This window comes from Bradyrhizobium sp. CCBAU 51627 (assembly GCF_028128765.1).
Taxonomy (GTDB): domain Bacteria; phylum Pseudomonadota; class Alphaproteobacteria; order Rhizobiales; family Xanthobacteraceae; genus Bradyrhizobium.
In genome coordinates this window covers 62,877-85,294 of sequence record NZ_LBJG01000082.1, presented here as the reverse complement: position 1 = coordinate 85,294, position 22,418 = coordinate 62,877, and the positions used below count along the sequence as shown (strand labels likewise).

Sequence of the window (22,418 nt, the reverse complement as noted above, 5' to 3'; positions counted from 1 at the left end):
GCTCAGCCTGTTGCTGCGCCAAATCCTCTCGGCTCTCACCGCCGCGCTTCAGGCCATTCCAGCCTGAAGCCAGAGTTCTTCACGGACGACTAATCCACTGTGATGCGTCTGGCAGACGCGCTCTCGGCCCTTTGCAGCCTTGCCGCGCAAATCAGTCAATCGCAAGATACAGTGGCGCAGTTTTCCCTCTCGTACGGGGCGGACGCTCGACCTCGTTAAACTTCGCAATTTCCTCGCATCGCGACGACGCCACTCCGCTTAGCTGCGCAACTCACTAGGTGGCCTTTTGGAGTAGTAGTGAACGCATGGCCACATGCTCTCATTGGTAGGCACATTCAACGATTTCGCGCCAAGAGAACGGCAAGCAGCCGACGCTCGGCAGGATTCAGGGATTGGTCTTTAGGTTTTTCGCCAAATGATCAACGAACGCGCGTGCCGCGAACTTCGCTCCGCGTCCGGCTGGGAATATGGCGTTGACGTCGGCGGCGCCCATGCTCCAATCCTTGAGGATCTGCACCAACGCGCCCGACTTGAGCTCGGCGCGACAGCCCCAGAGGCTGCAGGCCACAATCCCGATCCCGGCAACGCCGCCAGCCACGGCCGCTTCGTTGATGTTCCCCGACAATGGAGCTTCCACCTTTATGGAAACGGTTCTTCCGTCCTTCTCGAAGCAACAGACGCCATTCGAACCTGGGACACCAATCAACACGGGATGTCCGGACAGATCGTTGGGTGTTTTCGGGTACCCAGCCCGTTTCAGGTAGGCCGGCGAGGCGGCGATGAGCAGAGGATTTGATCCTACCCTTCTTACAGTCGCGGAGGAATCCTCCAACTTTCCGGACCGGATCGCGACGTCAATCGCGCTCCTGATGAGGTCTTGGCGACCGTCATCCATCGCCAAATCGATCCGCAGCGCAGGGTGCTTCGAAATGAAGGCCGGAAGTCGCGGAATGACCTCCCGAATTGCCATACTAGGCGAGAGGCCTATCCGGAGCACGCCGCGAAGCACGCCCTTGCCGTGAATGGCTTGGGTCGCCTCTTCCAGAATGGCAAGCGCGGGCTCGACCTTCGCGAGGTAGTCCGCCCCGGCCTCGGTGAGCACCACGGCCCTTGTCGACCTCGCGAAGAGGGCCGCGCCTACCTCGCGTTCGAGGGACGCGATGTGTCGGGACGCCGAAGGTTGCGAAAGCCCGAGATCCTTGCCGGCCCGCGAGAAGCTACCGGTATGTGCGACACGGACGAAAAGTGTTAAAGCAAGGAGGCGATCGGTCATCTCGTCTGTGCGCAGGTTTTGGCATGTTCGAGCTGGGTTCCGGATCCAACTTATGCGAAAATTGAATCGGTGGCGAGCCTACGACGGTGATCCTCATGCCACCCGGTGTATAGGCGACGAGGGCGATCAGGGCAGGGCCCGAAAGATACGGGTACGGTGGCGAAACGGCTGAAGCCACCCCAACCCTTAGAGCGAAAAGGATGCCAGCTCACAGTTAAGGACTGGGCTCGAAAAGTCTTGCTTGATATGTCAGGAAAAAATCGCTCGCTAGGCGCGGGAAGCGTGCGCATTCAGCTAAATTCCTGCTTTTCTAGTTCATGCTGAAAAAGCGCTTCCGCTGTCGGACAAGTCGACGACGCATGTCCCTCTGACCGGTAGCATGCCTGAGTGAAATGTCACGGCTAATCGCAGAGCTGTGCCTGCCTGACGCTTCGTGGCACTGCCTGCTGTGCAAGCGAATGTCGTATGCAGACGAATGAAAGCGATCGGGGCTCCATAAACGGCTTACAGTATAGAGACTGAGAGTCGCCGATCAGTTGAAACAACTTTCGTGACGGCCCGATTCGTTTCCGATTTGGTAAATTGCCGTTGACGTCAACCGCGTGATGGTGGAGGGCGCTTCATAATAAAAAGCTCCGTCACATCGTGTCGATCAGCCGCGGAGGAGATAGCAGCTGCCAGCCATTTCCCATCTGGGTACGTTTTGGCTTGGTCGTAGAGATTGACCAGATGCGAGCGCCAGCCATAACGCCGCTCCTCAAACTTCTCTCGCTCTGCTCTCCCCAAGACCACCAGGACGATAAACCGCTTGTATTCTGGCAGAAGGGTGCAGAATGCCTTGGACTTCTTGTAGCGCAGGGACCAACCCCGTTTCTTGCCGGCATAAAGCCAATCCGGCGCGAAAACACCGGGTTAGTATGCTCCGATCCAACTCCGCAGCTCGACCCAATGCACGAACGCCTTCGGACCGCCCCAGTCCCGGACAGTGTTGTCATCCGGCGGCTCGAATTTTTCAGTGATCATGTCGCCGATCCGCGGAGACTGCTCCATGCCGGTTTCCTTTACATCACATCTCGCAAGGTTCGGAAGATTTGGCGGGCTGCACCTCGATCTCGCGCTAGATTTGGCGCAAATTCTTGCGTCTTTGATGATGCTACCAAGGATACCTCTCCGCCCTCGGCCCGTAATTGCGGCGCAAGCGAGTCGTTCGTCAAAGAAAAAATAGGGGCCGCGGATACTTGGACACGTAATTTGGACTTTCGATACGGGCTTGGAGAAGGCGTAGCTTCGTCGGCTCAAGTACCCGGTACCGCGTAAGGATATTCTCGGCTCGTTTGAAGATGGGGCTCGTGAGCGTCGCAGATGCTCGCTGCAGGGTGTTGATCTAGTCAACCGATTTCGAATTTAGTAGTCTGTCCTAACGTTACGGAATGTCGGCTATACCACCGCCGCGATCGCGCGTTCGGTCTCCGGCAAAAGTATCGGCTGCGCGCAATCAATTTGGAGATCGGCCCAGCGCATGTTCTTATAGTTGAAGTCGTCGGGTAGCGTGGGCTTCACCACCATGAAGTAGGGAGATAGATCGAAATCGCGCGGCGCATAGAGAGACGAATGCCGATTCTCGGCGACGTCGTACCGCCCGGACTTATTCTCCATGTGCGTGATCTTGGGCAGGATAGGGTAACGCACCGCGTCGAATGCCTGCGCAATCAGAGACGAACAGATGATCCGACGCGCATCGCCGGAGCCGAGCACGATGGTTCGCCGACGCCAACGTTTCGTGAAGGGGCAAGGGAATAGATAGCGCATGAGGTCGATGACGTTTTTGAAGTCGTAGCCGAGACCTATGCGTTCGAATACGTAGCGGCACACCTGTTCGCGATCAGAATCGCTCAGGCCGACTGGCCGGCAGATGCGGGTTTGGCAATGCAAATACTTCGACAGAGGGGCCGACACGACGCCTTCGTCGATATTGGCTTCAATCAGGACGTGCGGCTCGTCGCCATTTGTGACGCCAGCTATCGGCCCAACGTACAACGCCGAATGCGACCATGTCGATTGGGTGATATACTTGATGCTGCTGGAAATACGACCTTTGCCCTCGATCAGCAGGACGTCACCGGGTTGGAGAGCGTGGCGTAGGGCGATCGTTGCATTGTCCGAGGCGAAGGGCTCGACCCGATTGGCCGGCTTCTGCAGCCGGGCGATCAAACGTTCGACGTTGTCGAACATCCAGCTCATCACTCTTTCCCTGCTTTTTGGCCGTTCTCGTTGGCAGTTCCAGACGACTGTTCCGTTCCTTGTCAAAGCCTAGTCAGGAAAAACGGATCGGACTATTGCACTGAGGTCGATCTGCGCACTGCATTTGTCTGAGTCGACTATACAAAAGTATTGACCAGCCAGGCCGTTCCCGGTGATGGCAAAGCAGCACCTTGCCCGACGGCTGCTGTCGGTCCGCTTTCAAAATGACGCTGCTCTAGAGCGGGCGCACATTCGAGATCGCGGGGTGGAGGCGAGGTGACCAATGACGACCTTCGACGCCCCCTGTCGGCTTTGCACGGGGGGCAAATTTCGAGTTTGGACCTTTGCGTCGCTTCGCGTACGTGCAAGGGTCGAGCCGCTTCAGGATAAAGGTGGATAACCATTGGCAGGCAGGACCGTCTGGCTCTCAAGAACCGGTGCCAGACCGCGGAATGCTAAAACCGTTCAAACAGAAGTTCGCCTTCCTCAAACCGGAAGCATGTTGATCACTGTACCAAGAACAAAGCACAGCGATCCGATCAGATAAAGCCAGTTCGCTAAGTTGCCCATGCGATGTCCCGTCGCTCGGCCGGCTGGGGCTCTGCAGTCTTGTTCATTTCAGCATCTCTCTCCTCAGGAGAACGCAGAAGAAATTTATCAGTACGGCGGTCACGTCGGCGTGCCAGTCCAGGGCGCCGTCGGAACAGCGCCGAGGTTGATACTCTCAGTACTAAGCATCGGATGACCCCGCTCGACCGATAGCGCACGTCCGATGTCACCGCCGGTCTCCTACCTCGATCGATCTGGCATTGATCGGTGGAGCAGACCATTCAGCGAAGGGGTCCAACACTCACGATAATCACCTTCGAGTGCTGCGGAGGGAAATCACGTCCCGCCATAGAATCGATAAACGGTCGTTATTGCAGCCGCGATCCGCAAGTGCCAAAGCTAAGAATTCAGCTGGCACCAACTGTAGAGACTCCGTTACCGCCGGGAACCAGTTCGAGGCGCGCTCTTATGCATCGATCTTGACAGTGTTGATCATGAAGCAACTGCTCCAGTCGACTTGTCGTGCACTGTCCTCGCATACTGAGGACTGGTAGCGGCATGAGCCAACTCCCGAACCTCAAGAGATGCGAGCTGACCAACGAACGTTACTTCGCTCTCCAGCTCAGTTTTTTGGTACGAAAACGTACAGTTGGAAAGCTCGTTTACCTAAAAAGTATTAGGACGTTGAATCTGATGTATGAAGTGCGCAACAGATTACTACGTCTGCTCCCACCTGATGAACTCAAGCACGTTCTGTTGCTCTCGGAAGAGGTGCCGCTTACGAAGCGGCAAGTTCTTCATCGCTACGGCGTTCGTATGCAACACGTCTATTTCGTCGAGAGTGGTCTTGTGTCGGTCGGTGCCAAGGTGGGACCGCAAGAGTTCGTTGAGGTATGGCTAATCGGCTCGGAAGGGCTTGCCGGAATACACCTCGCGTTGACAGCGAAGTCGCAGCCGATGCACCGTCGAATTGTTCAGGTGGCCGGCGCGGCCAATCGCCTCACCGTAGATCGCTTTCAGGAGGCGATTGCTCGCCTGCCGACTTTCCGCAGCGTGGTGCACGCGTATATCGCTTCCGTGCTTATTCAGACCGCTCAATCAGGGGCATGTAACACGGCCCATCAACTACAGCAGCGGCTGGCGCGATGGCTCCTGCTCGCTCGCAATGCCCTGGTCTCTGACGAGATCCCTCTTACACACCAAGTGCTCGCTCAGCTTCTCGGAGTGCGGCGTGCCGGCGTTACGGATTGCCTTCTTCAACTAAGGAAGGATGGGCTTATTGAAATGATGCGTGGCTGCGTCGTAGTCCGTGACGCTTTCCGGTTGGCGCAGATCTCCTGCCATTGCTGGAGCTTGATCGAGCGCGAGTACGAGCGGAAATTGCTGAATGCTGGCACTCCGAACGGCGAACCGTTGGTGCATGGGAACCGATAGCATTGCGATGCCAAACGAACAATGACTGGTTACCGAGCTTGTTGCAGTCGGCTCCCCGACTCATCGATCTACTTCTTTCAAGCGAACCTGCTCAATCTGGCCCTCGATGATCGTCATTCACTTCTCATGCGGCTGCGACATGCGGCTAGGCAACCTTCAGTGTGTCCAACATTCGTCAGTGCTGGTAGACGCGGGCACATTGCGTTCGCTTTTGCAGGACTCCGCTGTCAAGTGGCAAGGCATGCGCACGATCCCGGCGTAAACTGGCTGACGGGAATTGGGAGAACGGGAATGGAAGAACAAGAAGCCTTGCAAGTAATTCGGATTCTCGTCGAGCACGGTTGCGGACCGGATATCGATATCGCCGACGCTATGGCGCAGTTATGGTTCACAGAGGCAGGTCTCCACGATTGCGAATATGAGCGCGGAATCGGGTTTGCTGGCGACCACAGATGGATAGTCCTGAGTGGGTGGGGAAAATTTCGGATTACCCAGGCCGGACTTGTCGCCGCGATGGGAGCAGTAGGTGTACCCGAAGTGAAGTGAAATCGATCTAATCAGGGCAGCGCTGAAAGTATTTGCAATCGTCGTGTCCGCGAAGTTTGCATCTAGGTGAACCCGTCGCGGTTCTCAATATTGACTGAAATGGGGATCGAAGCGACGAATGCGAATGTCTATCACTACTCTTCTTCGGAAGAAACGTGAAAGAATCCCGACCTGATGATGAGCTGCATGAGCCATCGTCTGAGGCTCGCTCACGTCGGACTACATTGGCTGTCCTCTAAACACCGTAGTTCGGCCAGCTAGCGATGTCTGGGAAGGCGTTACCAGAGTCGACGTGAAGACATTGAAAACCGCATCCCGGACCTGTCGAGGGTGCGGCTCTCAAGTAGAAGAGCTAGCTGGTTGGTGATGCCAAGCACGACGCGCCAATCATTTTCGGGTGTGAGATAAGTCGACGACGTACTACTCTTGACCCAACCGAAAGCGAATTGGAATAATTCCTGGGTTTTCCAGGGTTTTGACCCATTGCGACGGAGATGCCGCTATGATGCATCGACTTTGATGGAGTTCAACCGCCGCGGCGTCCATACAATCTCGAAGGCGTCGCAACCGGCTCCTCAGGCGCATTGAAAACTGACGTCGCGAGCAGGATGGCCGCGGCGAGAAGCCAATAGTACTGGGCATCTAGCTGAGCGAATTTAAAGGCAAACGGCACGATCGCAAATGCAATAGCGACTGCGCGGTCAACCCAAAGATGCATCCGGTAGGGAATAATGCGGACCAGCCCGGTGGGATGGTCGGTCATGGCAGCCAAGAGCAGCGCGGCGACACCGACAATAACCGAAAGCCATATTGCGAGCGGTCCGCTCTGGCCAAGTTTCAGCATGAACGGCGCCACGATTAGGAGGAAGGCGATGGGATAATCTATCAGATAGGCGTGGAAAGACTTGGTGATGAAGCGGAACGACATCGGCGGCTCCTTTGCGATTGCTGGCGGCGGTGCTTGCGCCGAGGTGATTGCCTCCATCCGAAAGGACGATGGGCCGCTCTATAGCGGCGGGCACTCTGCACACAAACGTCGCGAACCTGGTTATAGGCACCGAAGGCTATGCGGGAACGCCAACCATTAAAAATGCCGGATCGTTATCGATTCCATTCCACTCTCGCGCCGCAATGGGCTGGTGAAAGGCCGCTGCTGGTGTTCTTCGCCTTTGCTTGTGTCGAGCGGTTACAGGAATACGCTCCTCCAGTCTTCAAGAACAGGACCACCTGGCCGCCTTGAGTGTCGGGTTCAATAGATGGGAATGATCGCATCCAGATCTAAAATTGCGAAGTGTTCGTACGTGGCGCGACGAGTGGCCGGTTCAGCCAACCAACACAAACCGGCAGAGTCCTCAACACCATGAAGGCGGCGCGACGTTATCGATTGTCTCGCGGTTGCTCCAGACCTTTGCATTTAGGGAGCTCAAGGGCCCCACGCAGCTGCGAGCGAGCCCTTCCGAGTCGGCTGTGGCTGAGTCAATCAGCGGCGCTTGAGACGAGTGCTGCAGAGGCGTCGCGCCGGTCGTAACGCACGGTGGGCGTACGCATCGCGACGAGTTCCTCCCCAACGGTTGGATGAACAGCCATGACTGACATTAAGTCGTTCATGGTTGCTCCACTTCCGATCGCGGCCGCGAGCATCTGGATCATCTCGCTGGCCTCGTGAGCGAAGATATGGATCCCAAGGATCCGGTCAGATTCGCTGTCCACGACAACCTTTAGAAGAGAGGCCTCGCAATCCCCTGTTACGACGGCCTTCAGCGGGCGGAAACGGACCTTGTAGATGTCGACTGCACCGTATTGCGCTCTCGCTTCCAGCTCCGTCAAACCAACTGTGCCGATCTCCGGGCTGGAGAAGACGGCGGTTGGGATATTGGAGTAGTCTACCTGCCAAGCGTTATTGCCGAACACCGTGTCGGCGAACGCATGGCCTTCGCGAATCGCGACTGGCGTTAAATTGAATTGATTCGACACATCGCCCACAGCGTAGATATTGCCGATGTTCGTGCGCGAGTTAGCGTCTACGATGATTGCGCCGTCTGCGGCAGTCTTGACGCCGGCGCGATCAAGTCCGAGGGAACCCGTGTTCGGAGCGCGCCCGAAGGCGAGCAGCACCTCGTCGGCTACAAGCCTCGCGCCCTGTTCGGTCGTAACGTCAATCCTTCCTGTGTTGTGGCCACCGCCGGTGGCCCCGGCCCGTCGCTTGAGGCGACAGATGTTATCGCAAAAGATCAGCTTGATGCCACGGTTCGTGTAGGACCCCGCCATCGCTTGGCGCACATCCTCATCGAAGCCGCGCAAGACGTTGCTTCCGCGACAAACGACGCTGACGTCGCTTCCCAACGCCGCAAACAGACCAGCGAACTCCATCGCAATGTATCCGGCGCCGCCAATGACAAGCTTCTTGGGGAATGTCTTTATGTCGAAGACTTCATCCGAGGTGATGCCGAGCTCAATGCCGTCGAAAGGAGGCAACTCGGGCCGTGCGCCTGTCGCGATCAGGATCGTGCGCGCGCGAACGCGGCGGCCGTCCTCGATGAGGCGCACCGTATGGGCGTCGTCGAGCACAGCGCGAGACCTCACGACCTCGACGCCCGCACGTTCTTGGCCCTCGCAGTAGAGCCTTTCCAGGCGTGCAATCTCGCGGTCCTTAGCCGCGACGAGCGATGGCGGCAAGTGCCAGCCGAACGCCGTAGCTTCGTCGAACGCGCTTCGGAAGCGGCTCGCGTAGACAAACAGTTTCTTCGGCACGCAACCGCGAATAACGCACGTTCCTCCCAGTCGGTACTCCTCAGCGAGCATCACCCTCGCGCCGTACCCCGCCGCGACGCGCGCGGCTCGAACGCCGCCCGAACCGCCGCCGATGACGAACAGGTCGACGTCGAATTCCGGGTCGCGGGGAGGCGACTCTGAAGCGTCGGCCGCCGGTCTCGACACGCCTCTGAGGCCCTGCAATCCATTTGTGTCGCTCAAGTCAGATATCCAATTCACTCTGTGGGGACGGTCTAGACGCGTGCGCCGATCGCATCGTCTATGCACGCGCGCTGGCAAACGTCGCCTTGGACGGGTGCCTACTCTGGATTTGAACGGCCCTGAGTTCTGCCGGGCACTCTGTTACTTTGGTCCGGCGGGGGCGCCGGGAGCCCTCCCTCTTTGTGGAGCGCATCGGGTTGCCCCAATTGTGCGAATGGCCTTGCGCTCAAGCCCTCCGGGTCGCCTCGAAGAGGAACCATGTGCGACCTTCCGCCTGGTCGATCCAATTTTCGATCAGGCTGGTCGAGGCGACATCGCCATGTTCGTCGCAGATGTTACGTGTCTGCCGCAATCGTTGGGTGAGCGCGAGGTTGTCTTCCTTCAGCTCGGCTAGCATGTCGTCGGGTGTAACGAAATCAGCGTCATTGTCCGCGATGTGTTTCGCCCTGGCAATGTGGCCGATCGAACGAATCGCTGTGCCTCCGATCTTGCGGGCTCTTTCCGCTATATCGTCAGTCATCGCGAAAATCTGCGCAGCTTGCTCATCGAGAAGAAGGTGATAGTCCCTGAAGTGCGGACCTGAAATGTGCCAATGGAAGTTCTTAGTCTTGACGTAAAGCGCAAACACATCTGCCAGGAGTACCGTCAGGGCAGCCGAAATCTCTTTGATAGCATTGGAGCCGAGGGTGGTCGGAGTATGGAGTGGTGCCTCGCGGCGCGTTCTCGCGTCTTCTAAACTCATTTCGGTCTGTCCTTGCCGGGGTGCTGCTGTGTTGCTCTTCACTGTTGATGGCTCGGTTTAAGAAAGCTTCGCGAAAAGATACTGCCGGTTTTCAGGCTGAGCCCCTTGACGTTGACGCGGCTGATTTGCTTTCCTCTCATAGACCATCGACGTCTGCCTATGTCGACTTGCCCTGTGTTCCTTATCTCTGCTTTAGATCCTCGACCAGCATCGCGGTGGCGTGACGGGCGAGTGCTTGTGTTGGAGCGTTGGTATTGCCGCTAGTGATGTTCGGCATTATCGAGGCGTCGATCACCCGTAGCCCGTCGATCCCGCGAACTCTAAGCCTCGCGTCAACCACCGCTCGCGCATCCTTGCCCATTCGGCAGGTGCCTACGGGATGCCACATCGTAGTCACGACGTGCTTTGCCCATTCGCCGATATCGTCGTCCGACTGGATGATCGGTCCGGGCTCCATCTCTTCCTCGATGACGCGCGCCAGCGACTCCTGGGCCATAACCTTGCGAATTGCGCGCACGGATTGCACCACGGCCCTCAAGTCATCTTCCTCGCCGATGAAATTCGGGTTGATGAGGGGCATCGACATCGGGGCGCTGTCGGCCAACCGCACCCAACCGCGGCTCTTGGGCCGAAGCACCACGAGTTCGAAGGTGATGCCGGACCGGTCGCCCGTCGGGCTGAGTTCCTGGTTCGCAATAATAGGAGCGTGATAGCATTGTATGGTGGGTTCGGCGGTGAAGTCCGATGGATTCCAATGGGAAACCGTCTCGATGCCGTTGCCTGCTGCGGGGCCATCCTTGGTGACAAGGTAGCGAAGGCCCGCCTTTACCGTGCCGAGGCCTTGCGCGACGGCCTGATAGCCGAGATCGCCCTTCACATAGGCACGCACCGGTACCATCGGATGATCTTGCAGATTTTCACCGACCTCGGGAGAATCGACGATTACGGCGATACCGTGCTGGCGAAGTTGCTCGGCTGGACCGATGCCGGAGTGCATAAGGACCTTCGGGCTATGGACGCTGCCGGCCGACAGCACGACTTTTTCGGCTGTGATCCTGGCGCCCTCCATGAGTTCGACGCCAATAACCTGCTTGTTTGCGATGAGGATGCGGACGACCGTCTTGCCGGTGACAAGAGTCACGCGGCCCGACGTCAGGTGTGGGCGGAGATAAGCGTCGACAGCGCTGCAGCGCTGCTGGTTTCCGACCGTGGACTGCACAGGTGAGACGCCGATCTGGCTCTTGCCGTTATAGTCCGGATTGAACGGTAGCCCATATTCCTGGAAGGCTTTCATGCAGTATTGGTTCAGTTCATTGATGCCTTTGGGTTGCTGGACCGCTAGGCCGCCATCGATGCCGTGAAATTCGTCGTAAAAGGTGTCATTGTTCTCCTGCGCCATAAAGACGGGAAGTAAGTCGCTATACGACCAGTTGCCGGTCTCGCCGACCGCGTCCTGCCACGCTGTGTAGTCGCGTATCTGACCGCGAACGTAGGCCATCGCGTTGATCGAGGAGCCTCCGCCAAGCACCTTTCCTGAGCGATAGGCTCGCTTGGTGCCGTGCTGGGGAATAGTCTCATACTTCCAGACATGCCGATCGTGTGCCAATATCTTGGCGAAGCCGGCAGGAATGTGGATGAACGGATCGCGATCTGTGTCGCCTGCTTCGATCAGCGCGATTGAAGCATCGGTGTGTTCGGCAAGATAACTCGCGACCACACATCCAGCCGCCCCCGCTCCGACAACGACAATATCGTAGGCTTGTTGAGACATTAGCGGCTTTTCTCTCTTGCGCGAATCGGCATCGCTCGACGCCGTCTACAGGGGAGCGCCATCGAATGATCCTGAGCGTGATCGCACCATGCGGGTCAAACAGTGACTTCGCGTCGCGAGCGAGGGAAATGATCTCTCGACATGAAATTGATAGACGATCGTTATTGCCGCCGCTGTTCTAGTGGTGCTGTAGCTAGGAGGAATGTGAGGCCGTAGCGCAAGCAAAGCCAAGCTTCTATTCGGCGGCAATTGCTAAGCTATGTTCGGTCGCTAACTCGACCATGAATGATGTAGCAGCCTGCTCGGCTGGAAGCGCGAAATTCTTAGGGCCTACGGCGCCCGAGCTTTGGACCAAGGAATTGCGCTCGTTCCTTCGAAACTGAACGAAGCATTCTCTAACTCGAGGGAGATAGTAATCCTTAACAAGGAGAAGGAGCCTGCGACGACAAAGGCGCTCGCCATCAATTGAATGAATCAGAAATAATAACCAAGAGAGTCGAGCAACCAAGTCGCTCTCGACGGGGCCAATGCGCGCGGTGGCTTACATGGCTATGTCATGCACTGCTTTGTGATGAGTGAGCTGGTGGGCCAATCCATTTGCGGGTCTCGCAGATCAGAAACGGTGCCAGCCATATTAGCATGTACACCAGCGATCTCATGAAGAAGAGGTGAGTGTCGAACAGCGTCCACAGATGAATGACAGACTGTTGCACCCCGCTGGGATCGAATGTGGTCTCGGTCTCGCCGAAACGAATGGCGAATCGAGCGGGACACAGACGATGCTAGTTAAGATTGTCGAGTGCGCCGATATTACCGCTGACTACACTGAGCTTCTTTCCCTCGGTCAGCCAGATTCGAGCGAGAGTGGCGCACTGAGCCAAGGGGGCGATCAGCTCTAGAATCCAGAAGGGGTGTCCGTTCGTCCTGGAATGCCCGATGTGGCTTTTACTGGAGGACCGCCGGTGGCAAGGTGGCGCTAGGACATAGCGCGCTCGCGTCAAGCCGCGGAGCTGTCGATCATGCTCAATAGTAACGACAAACATTGACGGCGAACGCCCGATGGAGCTCCACCAGGTTCGGTACTTTCTACGTCAACTCACCCATCTTACTGGCTGTGTTGCCTATGTTTGAGCGTGCGTTTGCCTCGACGGAGGCTGTTCAGCGTCGAGCGAGGGAGTTTCAGAAAAAGGAAGTAGCTCGATTAATCATTGGTATCGCCCCGTCCATTTTAGCTTCCCTCGTTCTTGAGCCCATCGCGGAGGTGCGCAGAGTCATGTCGAGCTTCGAGAAGAGTCGCCAAGGCGCCTAATCGAGTTACTTTTAGAGGGAGAAGCAAATGTTGCCTTAGTTGGTGATCTCGAAGATGTGCCAGAACGAATTGACCATTTGGCGCTGTTTGAGGAGCGTTATGTCGCCGTGCTTGCGTCGTCTCATGAACTCGCTTGTCTTCCAGGCTCGGAATGGATGCGCTTCGCGCGGCCACTATTCTGGATCGTTTCAACTGTGACGTGGCTCCCAAATTTAACCGTATTTGCTTTCCCGACGCGTTGCCACAGTACAATCATCGCAGCTGCCGGGATTTGCACCTGCAACATTTGGCAGCCGCTGGGCTCGGAATAGTCCTCACGCCTGAGCATATGCCCCGGCTACCCTCTCTAAAGGCTGTTCCGATCGAGGGAGACACGGTATGGCGAGAGGTACGGCTTCTCGCCGTGCAGGGCCGCCGCTACTCAGCAGCACTCGACGCCTTCGTAAAGGTTGCGCGGCTGCAGGACTCATTCGTCGCAGACCAAACAAAGCGGCCGCGTCGAAGCGACCGCTATGTCCGCGTGAATCGCGATCACCACATCTCGAGAGATCCGGTGTGCAGATGAATATTGAAATGGTGTCAGACCATCTAACTAAGGCCCTGAAACAGGTGCGTTCAGAGCTTTTGGCGGGCCTTAACCGGACAGACCGAGAAGCATACACTAATCTGGTCAATTGGCTGCGGGAGACCGATGTCGCGTCGCGCGCGTTGCGGGTTGGCGAATTGGCACCAGAGTTTCTCCTGCCCGATGCGGATGGCCGGCTTCATTCGTCGGAACAACTTCGTCGTGAGGGGCCGCTTGTAGTGAGCTTCTACCGGGGTGGATGGTGCCCATTTTGCAACGCAGAGCTTCGCGCCCTTCAAGCGGTCAAACCCGAGTTTGATAGCCTAAAAGCGAAGCTTGTTGTGCTGTCCCCCGAGACGCGTGATCTTCCGAGGCAGCTCAAACAGCAGTTGAACCTGGACCTGACGATGCTCGCGGATGTCGACCACGCGGTGGCAATATCCTTCGGCGTTCTATTTCGTGTCCCAGAACAAACAAAAGCGCACTATGCGGGTCAAGGTTACGACTTCGCGGACCGTCATGGATCTACTGAGTGGATGTTGCCAATTCCGGCGACCTTCGTGATAGATCAAGGCGGTGTTATCAGGGATGCCTTCGTCGAGCCTGACTTCACAATCCGCCGAGAACCATCTGACGTTCTCAACCAGGTTCGCCAACTTGTCGGGTCTCGGGCCGAGCAGCCTGCGGATCTGACGAATGATGTCGGCCCGAAGAGCAATTCATAAATACTGATCCCGCGAATTCGACGATCAGCTAATGTTGTTTTTGGCAAGCGCGAGCGAGATAGAGATCAAGAATCGCGTGACCAGCGCTCGTTAGAGATCGCATCGAAGTATTGTGCGCCTGACGGGCTAGATCGAAAGCCTAGGACGCGGTTTCTCTCGTTTCCGGCGGCCATCTTGCTTGTTTGGGAATTGTTCTTGTTTCTCTCGGACACCCCCTTCCGCGCAACTGTTAGGCATCTATGCTAGCCGGCTCTCAAGAACTGTCCGTCCAATAAGAGATTCGTTTCGTCGCAAGAGGAGAATGTTTGCACGATTCGATGGAATCTTGCGCGGCCCGTCGATGACATCGATTTCATAACCAAAGGTCATTGGGCGAGCTAGGGCTGCCAGAATAGTTTCCTGCGTATGCAAATGAATGCGGAAGATTATGGCCCACGACGCGCCGGCGTGTGGGACGGACCAGGCGAGGGGGCCAGCGGCCCATCGCCTCCGGTGTGAGCTCGAACCTGCTCGTCACTGCAATGATACCAGCACGTATAGCAACCACCATGACTGAAAGTAATGGAGTCGCCATGAGCAACGCCGTGATCGAATGTATCCTGAGCCGAAGCGCGGCGAAGTACTATGACCCAGCGGCCACCTTAAACGACGACCAAATCCGCGAACTAGTGCGGATCGGCACCACCGCGCCGACATCGTTTCACTTGCAGAACTGGCGATTCATCGCGGTGCGCACGACCGAAGCCAAGGCGAGACTGAGTCCGATCGCTTGGAGTCAGCCTGCAATCACCGAAGCGGCCGTTACCTTTATCGTCTGCGGCCAGCTGGCCGATTCGAGCGTAATACCAGAGCGTTTAGCGCCTCTGGTGAAAGCAGGCATTATGCCTGAAGAGATGGTGCCGGAATGGGAGATTCCTGCGCGCGATCTCTACATGGAGTACCCGCAGCGCCAACGCGACGAGGCAATACGCACCGGCACCTTCGGCGCGGCTGCAATGATCTATGCGGCCCGTTCGTTGGGGCTTGGCTCGACGCCGATGATCGGTTTCGATGCTGAGGCGGTGCACCGCGAGTTCGGACTGAGCAAGGAGGAAGTACCCGTCATGCTCTTGTCTGTAGGGGCCGAGCGCCCAGGAAATTGGCCGCAGAAGCCGCGTCGTCCGGTGGCCGATGTACTGGAACTTGTTTAGGACCCAATTACAGGAACCGCGATGCCAAGAACTGCAGCCTTAAAGCGAGAAGACGTGCCTACGGATAGCAAACTGACCCTCGATGCGTTCACTAGGGCGGTTGGCTTCACGCCAAACATGATGGCTACCTTCGCGCAAAGCCCAATTGCGTTCAACGCCTGGGCCGCTCTGCTCGCGTCGTTGAGCAAGGCCCTCGACGTGAAGACCCGTGACAGCATCGGCCTCGCTGTGTCCGAAGTGAATGGCTGCAACTATTGTCTGAACGTTCATAGTTTTACTGCCGAGCATATGGCCAAGCTGCCGGCGGATGAAATTATGCTCGCTCGGAAGGGGCATGCCATCGAGCCGAAGCGGGACGCCGCCGTCCAGTTTGCGCGCAAAGTCATCGAGAGCCGGGGCAAAGTCAGCGAAGCCGATTTGCAAGCCGTCCGCGATGCCGGCTATACGGACGCGAACGTCATGGAGATCATCGCTCTGGTGGCCATGTACTCTTTGACGAACGTTTTCAATAACGTGTTTGATCCCGAGAAGGACTTTCCCGTTGTTCCGCCGGCCGGCTCCCTCTGAATTCTATCCGGTCGTATTGGCCATTTCGAGAAGCTGCGCGCGGCGTGGAAAAGGAAAGCGAACTTGCCGCGCGGCGCAATTGCGACGCCCGAAGCCGAACGGTGGTTCGAGTTAAAGGTGTTTGTGAATCGCTGGGACGTCAAATCTCCACTTTGGGAGGTCGGTCTTCGCGGTTCAGCCCGCTCGGGCTCGCAATTGTCAGGCGTGGATGGTTTCGCCGCCTTTAGCATCTACGAAATACTGAGGCGCCTCGCGCCGGTCGTACTTCCCGTAGTCTCGCACAATCCGCGCTCTCCGGACCCTGGCCTTGTCGTCCAGCACGGAAGTGTCCTCGTAAGCCAGCGCTGCAGCCGCGTCCTTCCAAGATATGAGCAAAATCAGGTCGCCAGGCGTGAGCAAGGCCTCGAAGATGTCCCAAGACGTACAGTCGGCGGCCCACGGATTTAGACCGAGCCACTCGGCGCAGTCGTACGGGTTGTTCGTCTGCTTCCACTCCGTCGGGCGAGTCGCACTAATCAACGTGACCGTCGTCCCCTCGCCAAACTCGGTCTCCTCGAGCCTCTGGTCCGTGAGGGCGTAACCCGGCGGCAATCGATTGTCAGCGGTGATCTGGCCGACGCGCAGGTGGTAGTCAGCTAGGATTTCGTCGCGGCCCTTCTGCTGGACCTCATGATGAGGCAAGCGGGTACGCCAGCGCACGAGTGACTTCTCGTCCCGCCAGGTCGAAAGCGAAAGGATCCAGCCCTCGCGGGTCAGGCTTCTGTAGCGCGTGTTGTCGACGAAGCCATCGACCCGCTCCAACTCAGGGCGAAGTACCCGGACCTTGTCAAGGTAGTCATCCCACTTCTCTCGATTTGGTAGCGTCTCAAAGATCACCAAAAACATGTAGTATCTCGCTCCTGAGTGGCGCGACCCGATCGATCGAGTGTGTCTGCAAGTTTTGTCCGCGCGGCCGACTTCTTGAGCAGGAGGAGCTGCTCCGGCATGGCGCTCGAAGCAATCGACGCCGCGCGCCCTCCAGCCGATCTATTGCAAAACTCCAACGATCCGCCGCGAGTGAGCAGGAGCGCGGCTGAGCGACGCGAATGCCGCTTAGAAATGATCATGTTACACCCACTCACGATTCGTTTCGTCGTCAGAAGCAGATACCTATATTTGTACCACACCTTTGCGTCTTTGAACGCCGCGTCTTTGGCATCGAATCCATAGCTTCAGGTCATTAGACGAACGAATCTTGAATCGTATTTTGGTAGCCCTCGAAGAATACGAACACCACGAAACCACGCTCAAAAGGTGGACGATGAAAGCCATTTCAGTGACCAGCCAGGCTGCGGGAGCAGTCGGAATGAAGCTAGTCGAGCGGCCCAAGCCGGAGGCGGCGATAAATGATGTTATCGTTCAGGTTCATGCGTCGGGATTCGTCGGGACCGAGTTGACATGGCCCTCGACCTGGACCGATCGCCTCGAACGCGATCGGACACCTTCAGTTCCTGGGCACGAGTTGGCCGGAGTGGTCGTCGCTCTCGGCTATGGCACGACAGGGCTGTCGGTCGGACAGCGGGTGTTCGGCCTCGCCGACTGGTATCGCGACGGCACGCTGGCGGAGTACGTGGCGGTCGAGGCACGCAATCTTGCGCCGCTGCCGGGCGACGTCGACTTCACAGTGGGTGCGAGCCTACCCATCTCTGGCCTTACTGCATGGCAGGGATTATTCGACCACGGACGTCTACGGGCGGGCCAGCGCGTCCTCGCGCATGGGGCTGCCGGCGCGGTCGGATCGATGGTGACTCAGCTCGCACGTGAAGCCGGCGCCTACGTCATCGGCACAGGTCGGGCCGCAGACCGTCAGAAAGCGCTCGACTTCGGCGCGCAAGATTTTGTCGACCTTGAGAACGACTCCTTGGAAGACGTCCGCGACGTCGATTTGGTGTTCGATCTCATTGGTGGCGATATCGGGAAACAGTCTGCACGCCTGATGAGAGCCGGCGGAACGCTGGTGTCGATCGTCGGGCCGATCGAGATACAGCCCGCCAACTTCTTGGTGCTCGACTTTGTCGTCGAAGCCGACCGTGCCCAACTGGGTGAGATCGTCCAGCGGGTGCGAGACGGACGACTGCGGCCGAACATCGGTATGGTCTCGCCGCTCGATGACGCTGTTGCCACCTTCAACCAGGTTGAGCGTGTCAGCGGAAAGAAGGTCATTCGCGTTCGTCCGTAAGCGGCTCGTCTGCGCGGATGCATGCGCGTTCCGTCCCAGGTCGATTCGTCGCCTGCAGGAAAGCAAGTAAGCCATCCATCGCGATTTAGCGGATCAGCTATCTTGGTTCGGCCGACCAGATCGAGCAGAAAGCTCATTGGCTCGACCTCATAGAGCGTCCCTTGGCTACTCGTCGCTCATTGTTGATGGCGAAGCTAACGACGATACAGCGCGTACGACGCGACTCTGAAGGCTATATCACGTTCAGGAAAGGGTTGATTGTAATCCGCAGCTTAAAGCGGGTTCTCACCCTGTCGACCGCGACAGGGATCTCGGTGAAATGTCAGCTAGCCGAAGCGCGGTTACGCCCGCTGGTCGGGACGGAGTCTATGGGGCTTGCTTAATCCGCTCGTCCAGCGGTTGGCTACCAACAACGGGTGGTTTGACGGCCAGCCGCCCAGCCGTCTGAGCGTCTCAACACAAGGGAAGAGCTCCGCACTGGCCAAGCGCCGCCGTACAGAATGTAGGGACTGGCCCTCTCCGCCCACCCATGCGCTTGTCTTGATTAATTGAAAGGGTAAGTGGCTGTGCGAAGCGTCTCAATCGCATTATCGCTGGAGACGAATGATTCATTCAGGGTAGGCGCGACATATCCTTGTTCTGCGACGGTGTTAAAATTGAAGCGATCGCGACATGATAGCCCGAGGGACTAGGTTGGTTACCAGGGCAGTGCCAGTTTCAATCGCACTAAGGGTTTGGGCCGTGAGCAAGACCGCAGCGGCGAGAACCGGGTAGCAACAAATGTCGATCCCACCAAAATGGAGGGCAGGCGAGGGAGTAAGGGAAATTGCGCCAAGTGCGCCATCCATCCACGGATGCAGCCAGTAACGAATGACCCGGACGAGCCCCATCGCGTGGTCCGCGAGAGTGGGCGGCAGAAACGCCGTCATGCGAGCCACCGCCCAAAGCCAGGGTGCGACAGGCCTCTTCTTGCTAAAGTTCAATCGAAAGGGCGCGATCATCAAGACGCTGGCTGCAGGATAGTCAATGATGTAGGTCTGGATAGACCTGGTGATGCGGCGAATGGGCATAGCGCTACTCCTGCTTGCTTTGCTGCTCATTTGAGTTCTTGTGACATCGAGAGTAGGAGCGGCGAACGAGATCAACCGATGCTTGACGCGGTTTGCCACGGAGTATCGATGAGGTGTACGGAGAATGTATTCTTGTTTGTGAGCCTTTAGAAATGCAGCATCGTTATGGTTTTCATTCTCTGTGGCGGCCACGCGTCTGAAGCGCTCAGTGTTAAACTGAAGATACGAGCCTTCAGAACGGGCTCACGCGGAAATTGTTTCCTTTTGAACGCTCCCGGTTGTAATCGGCCGGGCCCGCAAGACCGCGAGAGCGCGTCCGCCGTACCTCTAACTCGATCAGGTCGGGGGCCGTCATCGAACGAGACGACGCTGCAGTGGCTCTTCGATTTAAAAATTCCGCAGATGCTTACGCACTGCGTAGACCCGTTTCTTCTGGAAACGAACGGCCAATCTAACAAAGAATTTTCCATTGAAATGCCGCTCGCTTGCGCTGAATGCGCTCACGCTCTTATTGCGTAATTATACGTCGCACCGGGATGTCAGCTTGTTGGCCCGATGCTGCCTGACGCGATGCAACTCGAGCGTCGGCTGTTGCGAATACAACCCGAGGCGGCTGGCGAGGAGATGGTGTTCAAGTTCGAAGACGACCGGCTGTGGAAGGTGCTTGGGCGATGCTCAGCAGCTCCACCTTCGCAGATCGGCGGGTCAGGCAGCGTCCTCCGCCTCCATCATGGAAGCGATGTCGGTCTTTGAGGGTAACCGGAAATAATCCGACCCCTCGAAGCATTGCTGCTGACGCCCCAGCGGGCGAGGCGCGGAGAGCTGAAGCCCGCTAACATCTCAAGGATGTCACAGCTAGCGGCGGCTTGAGGGGCCGCGCGCTGCCAAGCCTTGCTGTCACCATTCGTCCTACGCGCCGCCCGTTCCAGACGAGTTGGGACGCTAACGCGTTTGTCCAGCTCCCCGGAAGGGTAGGAGATCTCATCAATACGGCGCACACGTCGGGGTGTCAGTCCAGGGTGCTGTTGCAAATGCGCCGACACGAGGTCCGGGCAAGCAACCTGACCCGTAGTTTCCGGAATCGTAGGCCCCATCGTATGATTCATCAGTCGGGTAACCCCAATACGAACCATAGGCCGGATAGCCCCAGCCCGAATAATAAGCGGGGTGGCTCCAGTGATGAGGGTAGGGATGGCTCCGCCGTACCCGGTAGCGCGCCGCTGTCATTCCGCTAGGTACACCCGCCTTGATCGATGTGGCATTGATCGGCGCTGCCGACGAGTCAGCCGTGGCGACGACTGCGATAGGAACCGCAACTGCAAGCGCAACCGCTATGCTGCGGATTTGAGTCTTCATGGTAGCTCCTTCTCGTTTTTGAACACCCAACGAGATTAACCTTGCAACCTCGGCGATGAAAATCACCTCTCGCAATCAAGTCGATAGACAATCATTATTGCCAGGCTGCGCAATGCCCAAAATCGGGGGATTGCCATCATCTGCATTGGCGGGGAGTTCTGGTGTTGTAGCGCTTGTGCTGCAGTTGAGGGTTACGGAAACACCGACAAGAGTACGACTGGCCCGAGGTCGGCAGAGCCTCTCGTTTAAAAAAGGGCGAGCAAATTCGCGGCCATGCATCAGAGCCCATGTGAGAAATGCCACATCGCTCCGACATGCGACTGCGGTACAGCTAGGACGATTCTCTATGAGGTAGAGATGTACGAAGCAGTGCTCTGTGCCTGTATCGCAGCAGAGAGTTAGAAATCGATCCACCAAGAAGAAAGCAGAGTCGAACGACGCTAGCTTCGCCACGTCGCACCGCAGGGCGCATCGACTTAATGCGACCGCCCACACTGAGCGTCTCGCGAGCAGTCAGCGCCGCCCTATTGAGTGCGGTTGGCGGGATGGCCGCGCTTCCAGATCTCTGCTCCGACTTGTTTCACAATCGCTTGGGCGATCGCCCCGGATTCGAGGTTCAAATAAGGAATCTCCATGTTGCGGGCCAGCGTTGCGAATGTTGTCGTTGTTTGAGGCAGGGGCAGATGCGTCTCGGAGTCTTTCCAGCGCACTTGTCCAGTCGCGGGTACGCACAATCTTGATGAACGCGTCAAGCGCCGGCGAATATTGCCTCCCCGCTACGGCCAGGAGCTGCACCTCACGCCGAACTGGGTCGCCCTCAATCGGAATAGTAGCCAGCGACGGCAGCCTAGGAGCATGCTCTGGGACCAAGATGGCTCCAAATCCGGCGGATGCCATTTGCTGGAGATGCCTTTCCTGATCACTGGTGTGCACAACTTTAGGACCAGGATAGTCGACAAAACACTCCCGCAGGAACCGGCCCACGACGTCACATCCGGGCCTTTCGAGAAATACCACGTCGCGCAAATCTTGGATGGAGATAGCGGTTCTGCTCGTCATCGCATGTTCTCGAGAGAGGACAAGTACATAGCGTTCTTGGAAGAGCGGCCAATGGTCGATTCTCTCAGGTAGCTCCACAGCCTCGCCGACCAGGGCCGCATTAATTTCGCCATCCAAAAGCAACTCTACGAGCTCGTCGCCATCGGCTTCGCGTAAGTCGAATCTCAGTTCAGGGATAATCCTGGCGAGTTCCAGGAGCAATTCCGTGATCAGTGCGGCGGAAATTGAGGGCGCAAGCCCAATCTTGAGCCGGGCAATTGCCTTCTTTTGATAGCTTCGCGCCTGAAGCCTTACGGCCTCTGCGGCGGCAAATACCCCCTCCAGCGTGGGTAGAATTATCTTGCCCAGCTCGGTGAGCTGGGTGAAACGACGCTCACGGTGAATCAACGCGCCGCCTAGCTCCTCCTCCAGCTTGTGGACCGCCTTTGTCAGTGCCGGTTGGGTTACATTACATTGCTTAGCAGCCTGCGTAAAATTGAGCGTCCTCGCGAGGGCCAAGAAGTATCGCACCTGATGAAATTGCAGATGCATGCTCACACCCGGAGGAGTGGTGATGGTCCGAACCATTTTAATTCGTTGCCATGGTTGGGAGAGGAGACGGTCAAAGGGGGTGTCGGGGAGCTTTCTACGAAAAAATTGATGTGCACCGGCCTGGAAGTCTCGGCCTGAACATTGGCAAAAGTGTTCTCGCTGACGCTGCCTTCGACCAATGTCGCGGAAGTTGACATCAGCCTAATCTGCGAGTCCGAGAAACGCGTTCGATCGTCCAGACTGTGCATGCCTCGATCCAATCTCGCTGTGTCGATGGCGACTTCAGATTGCGCCTATTA

At 57.2% G+C, this 22,418-nt stretch carries 16 protein-coding genes and 1 pseudogene; 7 read left to right on the top strand and 10 right to left on the bottom strand.

From position 1 onward, the window contains the following. Nucleotides 1-385 precede the first annotated feature (385 nt). The 3 genes and pseudogenes from XH88_RS29055 to XH88_RS29045 all read right to left on the bottom strand — a co-directional run bounded on the left by XH88_RS29055 (nt 386) and on the right by XH88_RS29045 (nt 3,514). Entirely contained in the window at nt 386-1,273 is an 888-nt protein-coding gene (locus XH88_RS29055) for a LysR family transcriptional regulator (RefSeq protein WP_271671642.1), read from the bottom strand. A 594-nt stretch (nt 1,274-1,867) separates the two neighbouring features. Further along, nucleotides 1,868-2,323 (bottom strand): annotated as a pseudogene (locus XH88_RS29050) (DUF3788 domain-containing protein). A 387-nt stretch (nt 2,324-2,710) separates the two neighbouring features. Beyond that, nucleotides 2,711-3,514: a YiiX/YebB-like N1pC/P60 family cysteine hydrolase gene (locus tag XH88_RS29045; RefSeq protein WP_333909273.1), complete on the bottom strand. Its 804-nt coding sequence runs from the start codon at nt 3,512-3,514 to the stop codon at nt 2,711-2,713. A gap of 1,107 nt (nt 3,515-4,621) precedes the next feature. Here XH88_RS29045 and XH88_RS29040 point away from each other — a divergent pair. Next, the gene (locus tag XH88_RS29040) at nt 4,622-5,497 is read left to right on the top strand and encodes a Crp/Fnr family transcriptional regulator (RefSeq protein WP_271671641.1); all 876 of its coding nucleotides are present in this window, start codon (nt 4,622-4,624) and stop codon (nt 5,495-5,497) included. Nucleotides 5,498-5,788: 291 nt separating this feature from the next. Further along, nucleotides 5,789-6,043: a hypothetical protein gene (locus XH88_RS29035; RefSeq protein ID WP_271671640.1), complete on the top strand. Its 255-nt coding sequence runs from the start codon at nt 5,789-5,791 to the stop codon at nt 6,041-6,043. A gap of 526 nt (nt 6,044-6,569) precedes the next feature. On the opposite strand, the gene XH88_RS29030 is transcribed toward XH88_RS29035, so the two are convergent. From XH88_RS29030 to XH88_RS29015, 4 genes are all read right to left on the bottom strand, one after another. Next, entirely contained in the window at nt 6,570-6,971 is a 402-nt protein-coding gene (locus tag XH88_RS29030) for an SPW repeat domain-containing protein (protein ID WP_271671639.1), read from the bottom strand. Between the two features lie 548 nt (nt 6,972-7,519). Beyond that, nucleotides 7,520-8,980 (bottom strand): glutathione-disulfide reductase, encoded by a 1,461-nt coding sequence (gene gorA / locus XH88_RS29025; RefSeq protein WP_271671650.1) that lies wholly within the window; start codon nt 8,978-8,980, stop codon nt 7,520-7,522. A 262-nt stretch (nt 8,981-9,242) separates the two neighbouring features. After that, nucleotides 9,243-9,758, bottom strand: coding sequence for a Dps family protein (locus tag XH88_RS29020; RefSeq protein ID WP_271671638.1), 516 nt, complete (start codon nt 9,756-9,758; stop codon nt 9,243-9,245). A gap of 181 nt (nt 9,759-9,939) precedes the next feature. Further along, nucleotides 9,940-11,529: a GMC family oxidoreductase gene (locus tag XH88_RS29015; RefSeq protein ID WP_271671637.1), complete on the bottom strand. Its 1,590-nt coding sequence runs from the start codon at nt 11,527-11,529 to the stop codon at nt 9,940-9,942. Nucleotides 11,530-12,837: 1,308 nt separating this feature from the next. Between XH88_RS29015 and XH88_RS29010 the strand changes: the two genes are divergently transcribed. From XH88_RS29010 to XH88_RS28995, 4 genes are all read left to right on the top strand, one after another. Then, nucleotides 12,838-13,149, top strand: coding sequence for a hypothetical protein (locus XH88_RS29010; protein ID WP_271671649.1), 312 nt, complete (start codon nt 12,838-12,840; stop codon nt 13,147-13,149). A gap of 250 nt (nt 13,150-13,399) precedes the next feature. Continuing rightward, entirely contained in the window at nt 13,400-14,128 is a 729-nt protein-coding gene (locus XH88_RS29005) for a peroxiredoxin-like family protein (protein ID WP_271671636.1), read from the top strand. Nucleotides 14,129-14,700: 572 nt separating this feature from the next. Beyond that, nucleotides 14,701-15,318 carry a nitroreductase family protein gene (locus XH88_RS29000; protein ID WP_271671635.1) on the top strand — a complete coding sequence of 206 codons (618 nt, stop codon included), beginning with the start codon at nt 14,701-14,703 and terminating at the stop codon, nt 15,316-15,318. A 21-nt stretch (nt 15,319-15,339) separates the two neighbouring features. Further along, nucleotides 15,340-15,885, top strand: a complete 546-nt coding sequence (locus XH88_RS28995; protein WP_271671634.1) for a carboxymuconolactone decarboxylase family protein — start codon at nt 15,340-15,342, stop codon at nt 15,883-15,885. 198 nt (nt 15,886-16,083) lie between these two features. On the opposite strand, the gene XH88_RS28990 is transcribed toward XH88_RS28995, so the two are convergent. Beyond that, on the bottom strand, nt 16,084-16,770 hold the full coding sequence (locus XH88_RS28990) for an antibiotic biosynthesis monooxygenase family protein (RefSeq protein WP_271671633.1): 687 nt from the start codon (nt 16,768-16,770) through the stop codon (nt 16,084-16,086). A gap of 415 nt (nt 16,771-17,185) precedes the next feature. Here XH88_RS28990 and XH88_RS28985 point away from each other — a divergent pair, with 415 nt between their 5' ends. Continuing rightward, nucleotides 17,186-18,103, top strand: a complete 918-nt coding sequence (locus XH88_RS28985; RefSeq protein ID WP_271671648.1) for an NADP-dependent oxidoreductase — start codon at nt 17,186-17,188, stop codon at nt 18,101-18,103. Nucleotides 18,104-18,753: 650 nt separating this feature from the next. Here XH88_RS28985 and XH88_RS28980 read toward each other — a convergent pair. Beyond that, nucleotides 18,754-19,173 (bottom strand): hypothetical protein, encoded by a 420-nt coding sequence (locus tag XH88_RS28980; RefSeq protein ID WP_271671632.1) that lies wholly within the window; start codon nt 19,171-19,173, stop codon nt 18,754-18,756. A 1,869-nt stretch (nt 19,174-21,042) separates the two neighbouring features. Then, nucleotides 21,043-22,155: a LysR family transcriptional regulator gene (locus XH88_RS28975; RefSeq protein WP_271671631.1), complete on the bottom strand. Its 1,113-nt coding sequence runs from the start codon at nt 22,153-22,155 to the stop codon at nt 21,043-21,045. Nucleotides 22,156-22,418: the final 263 nt, after the last annotated feature.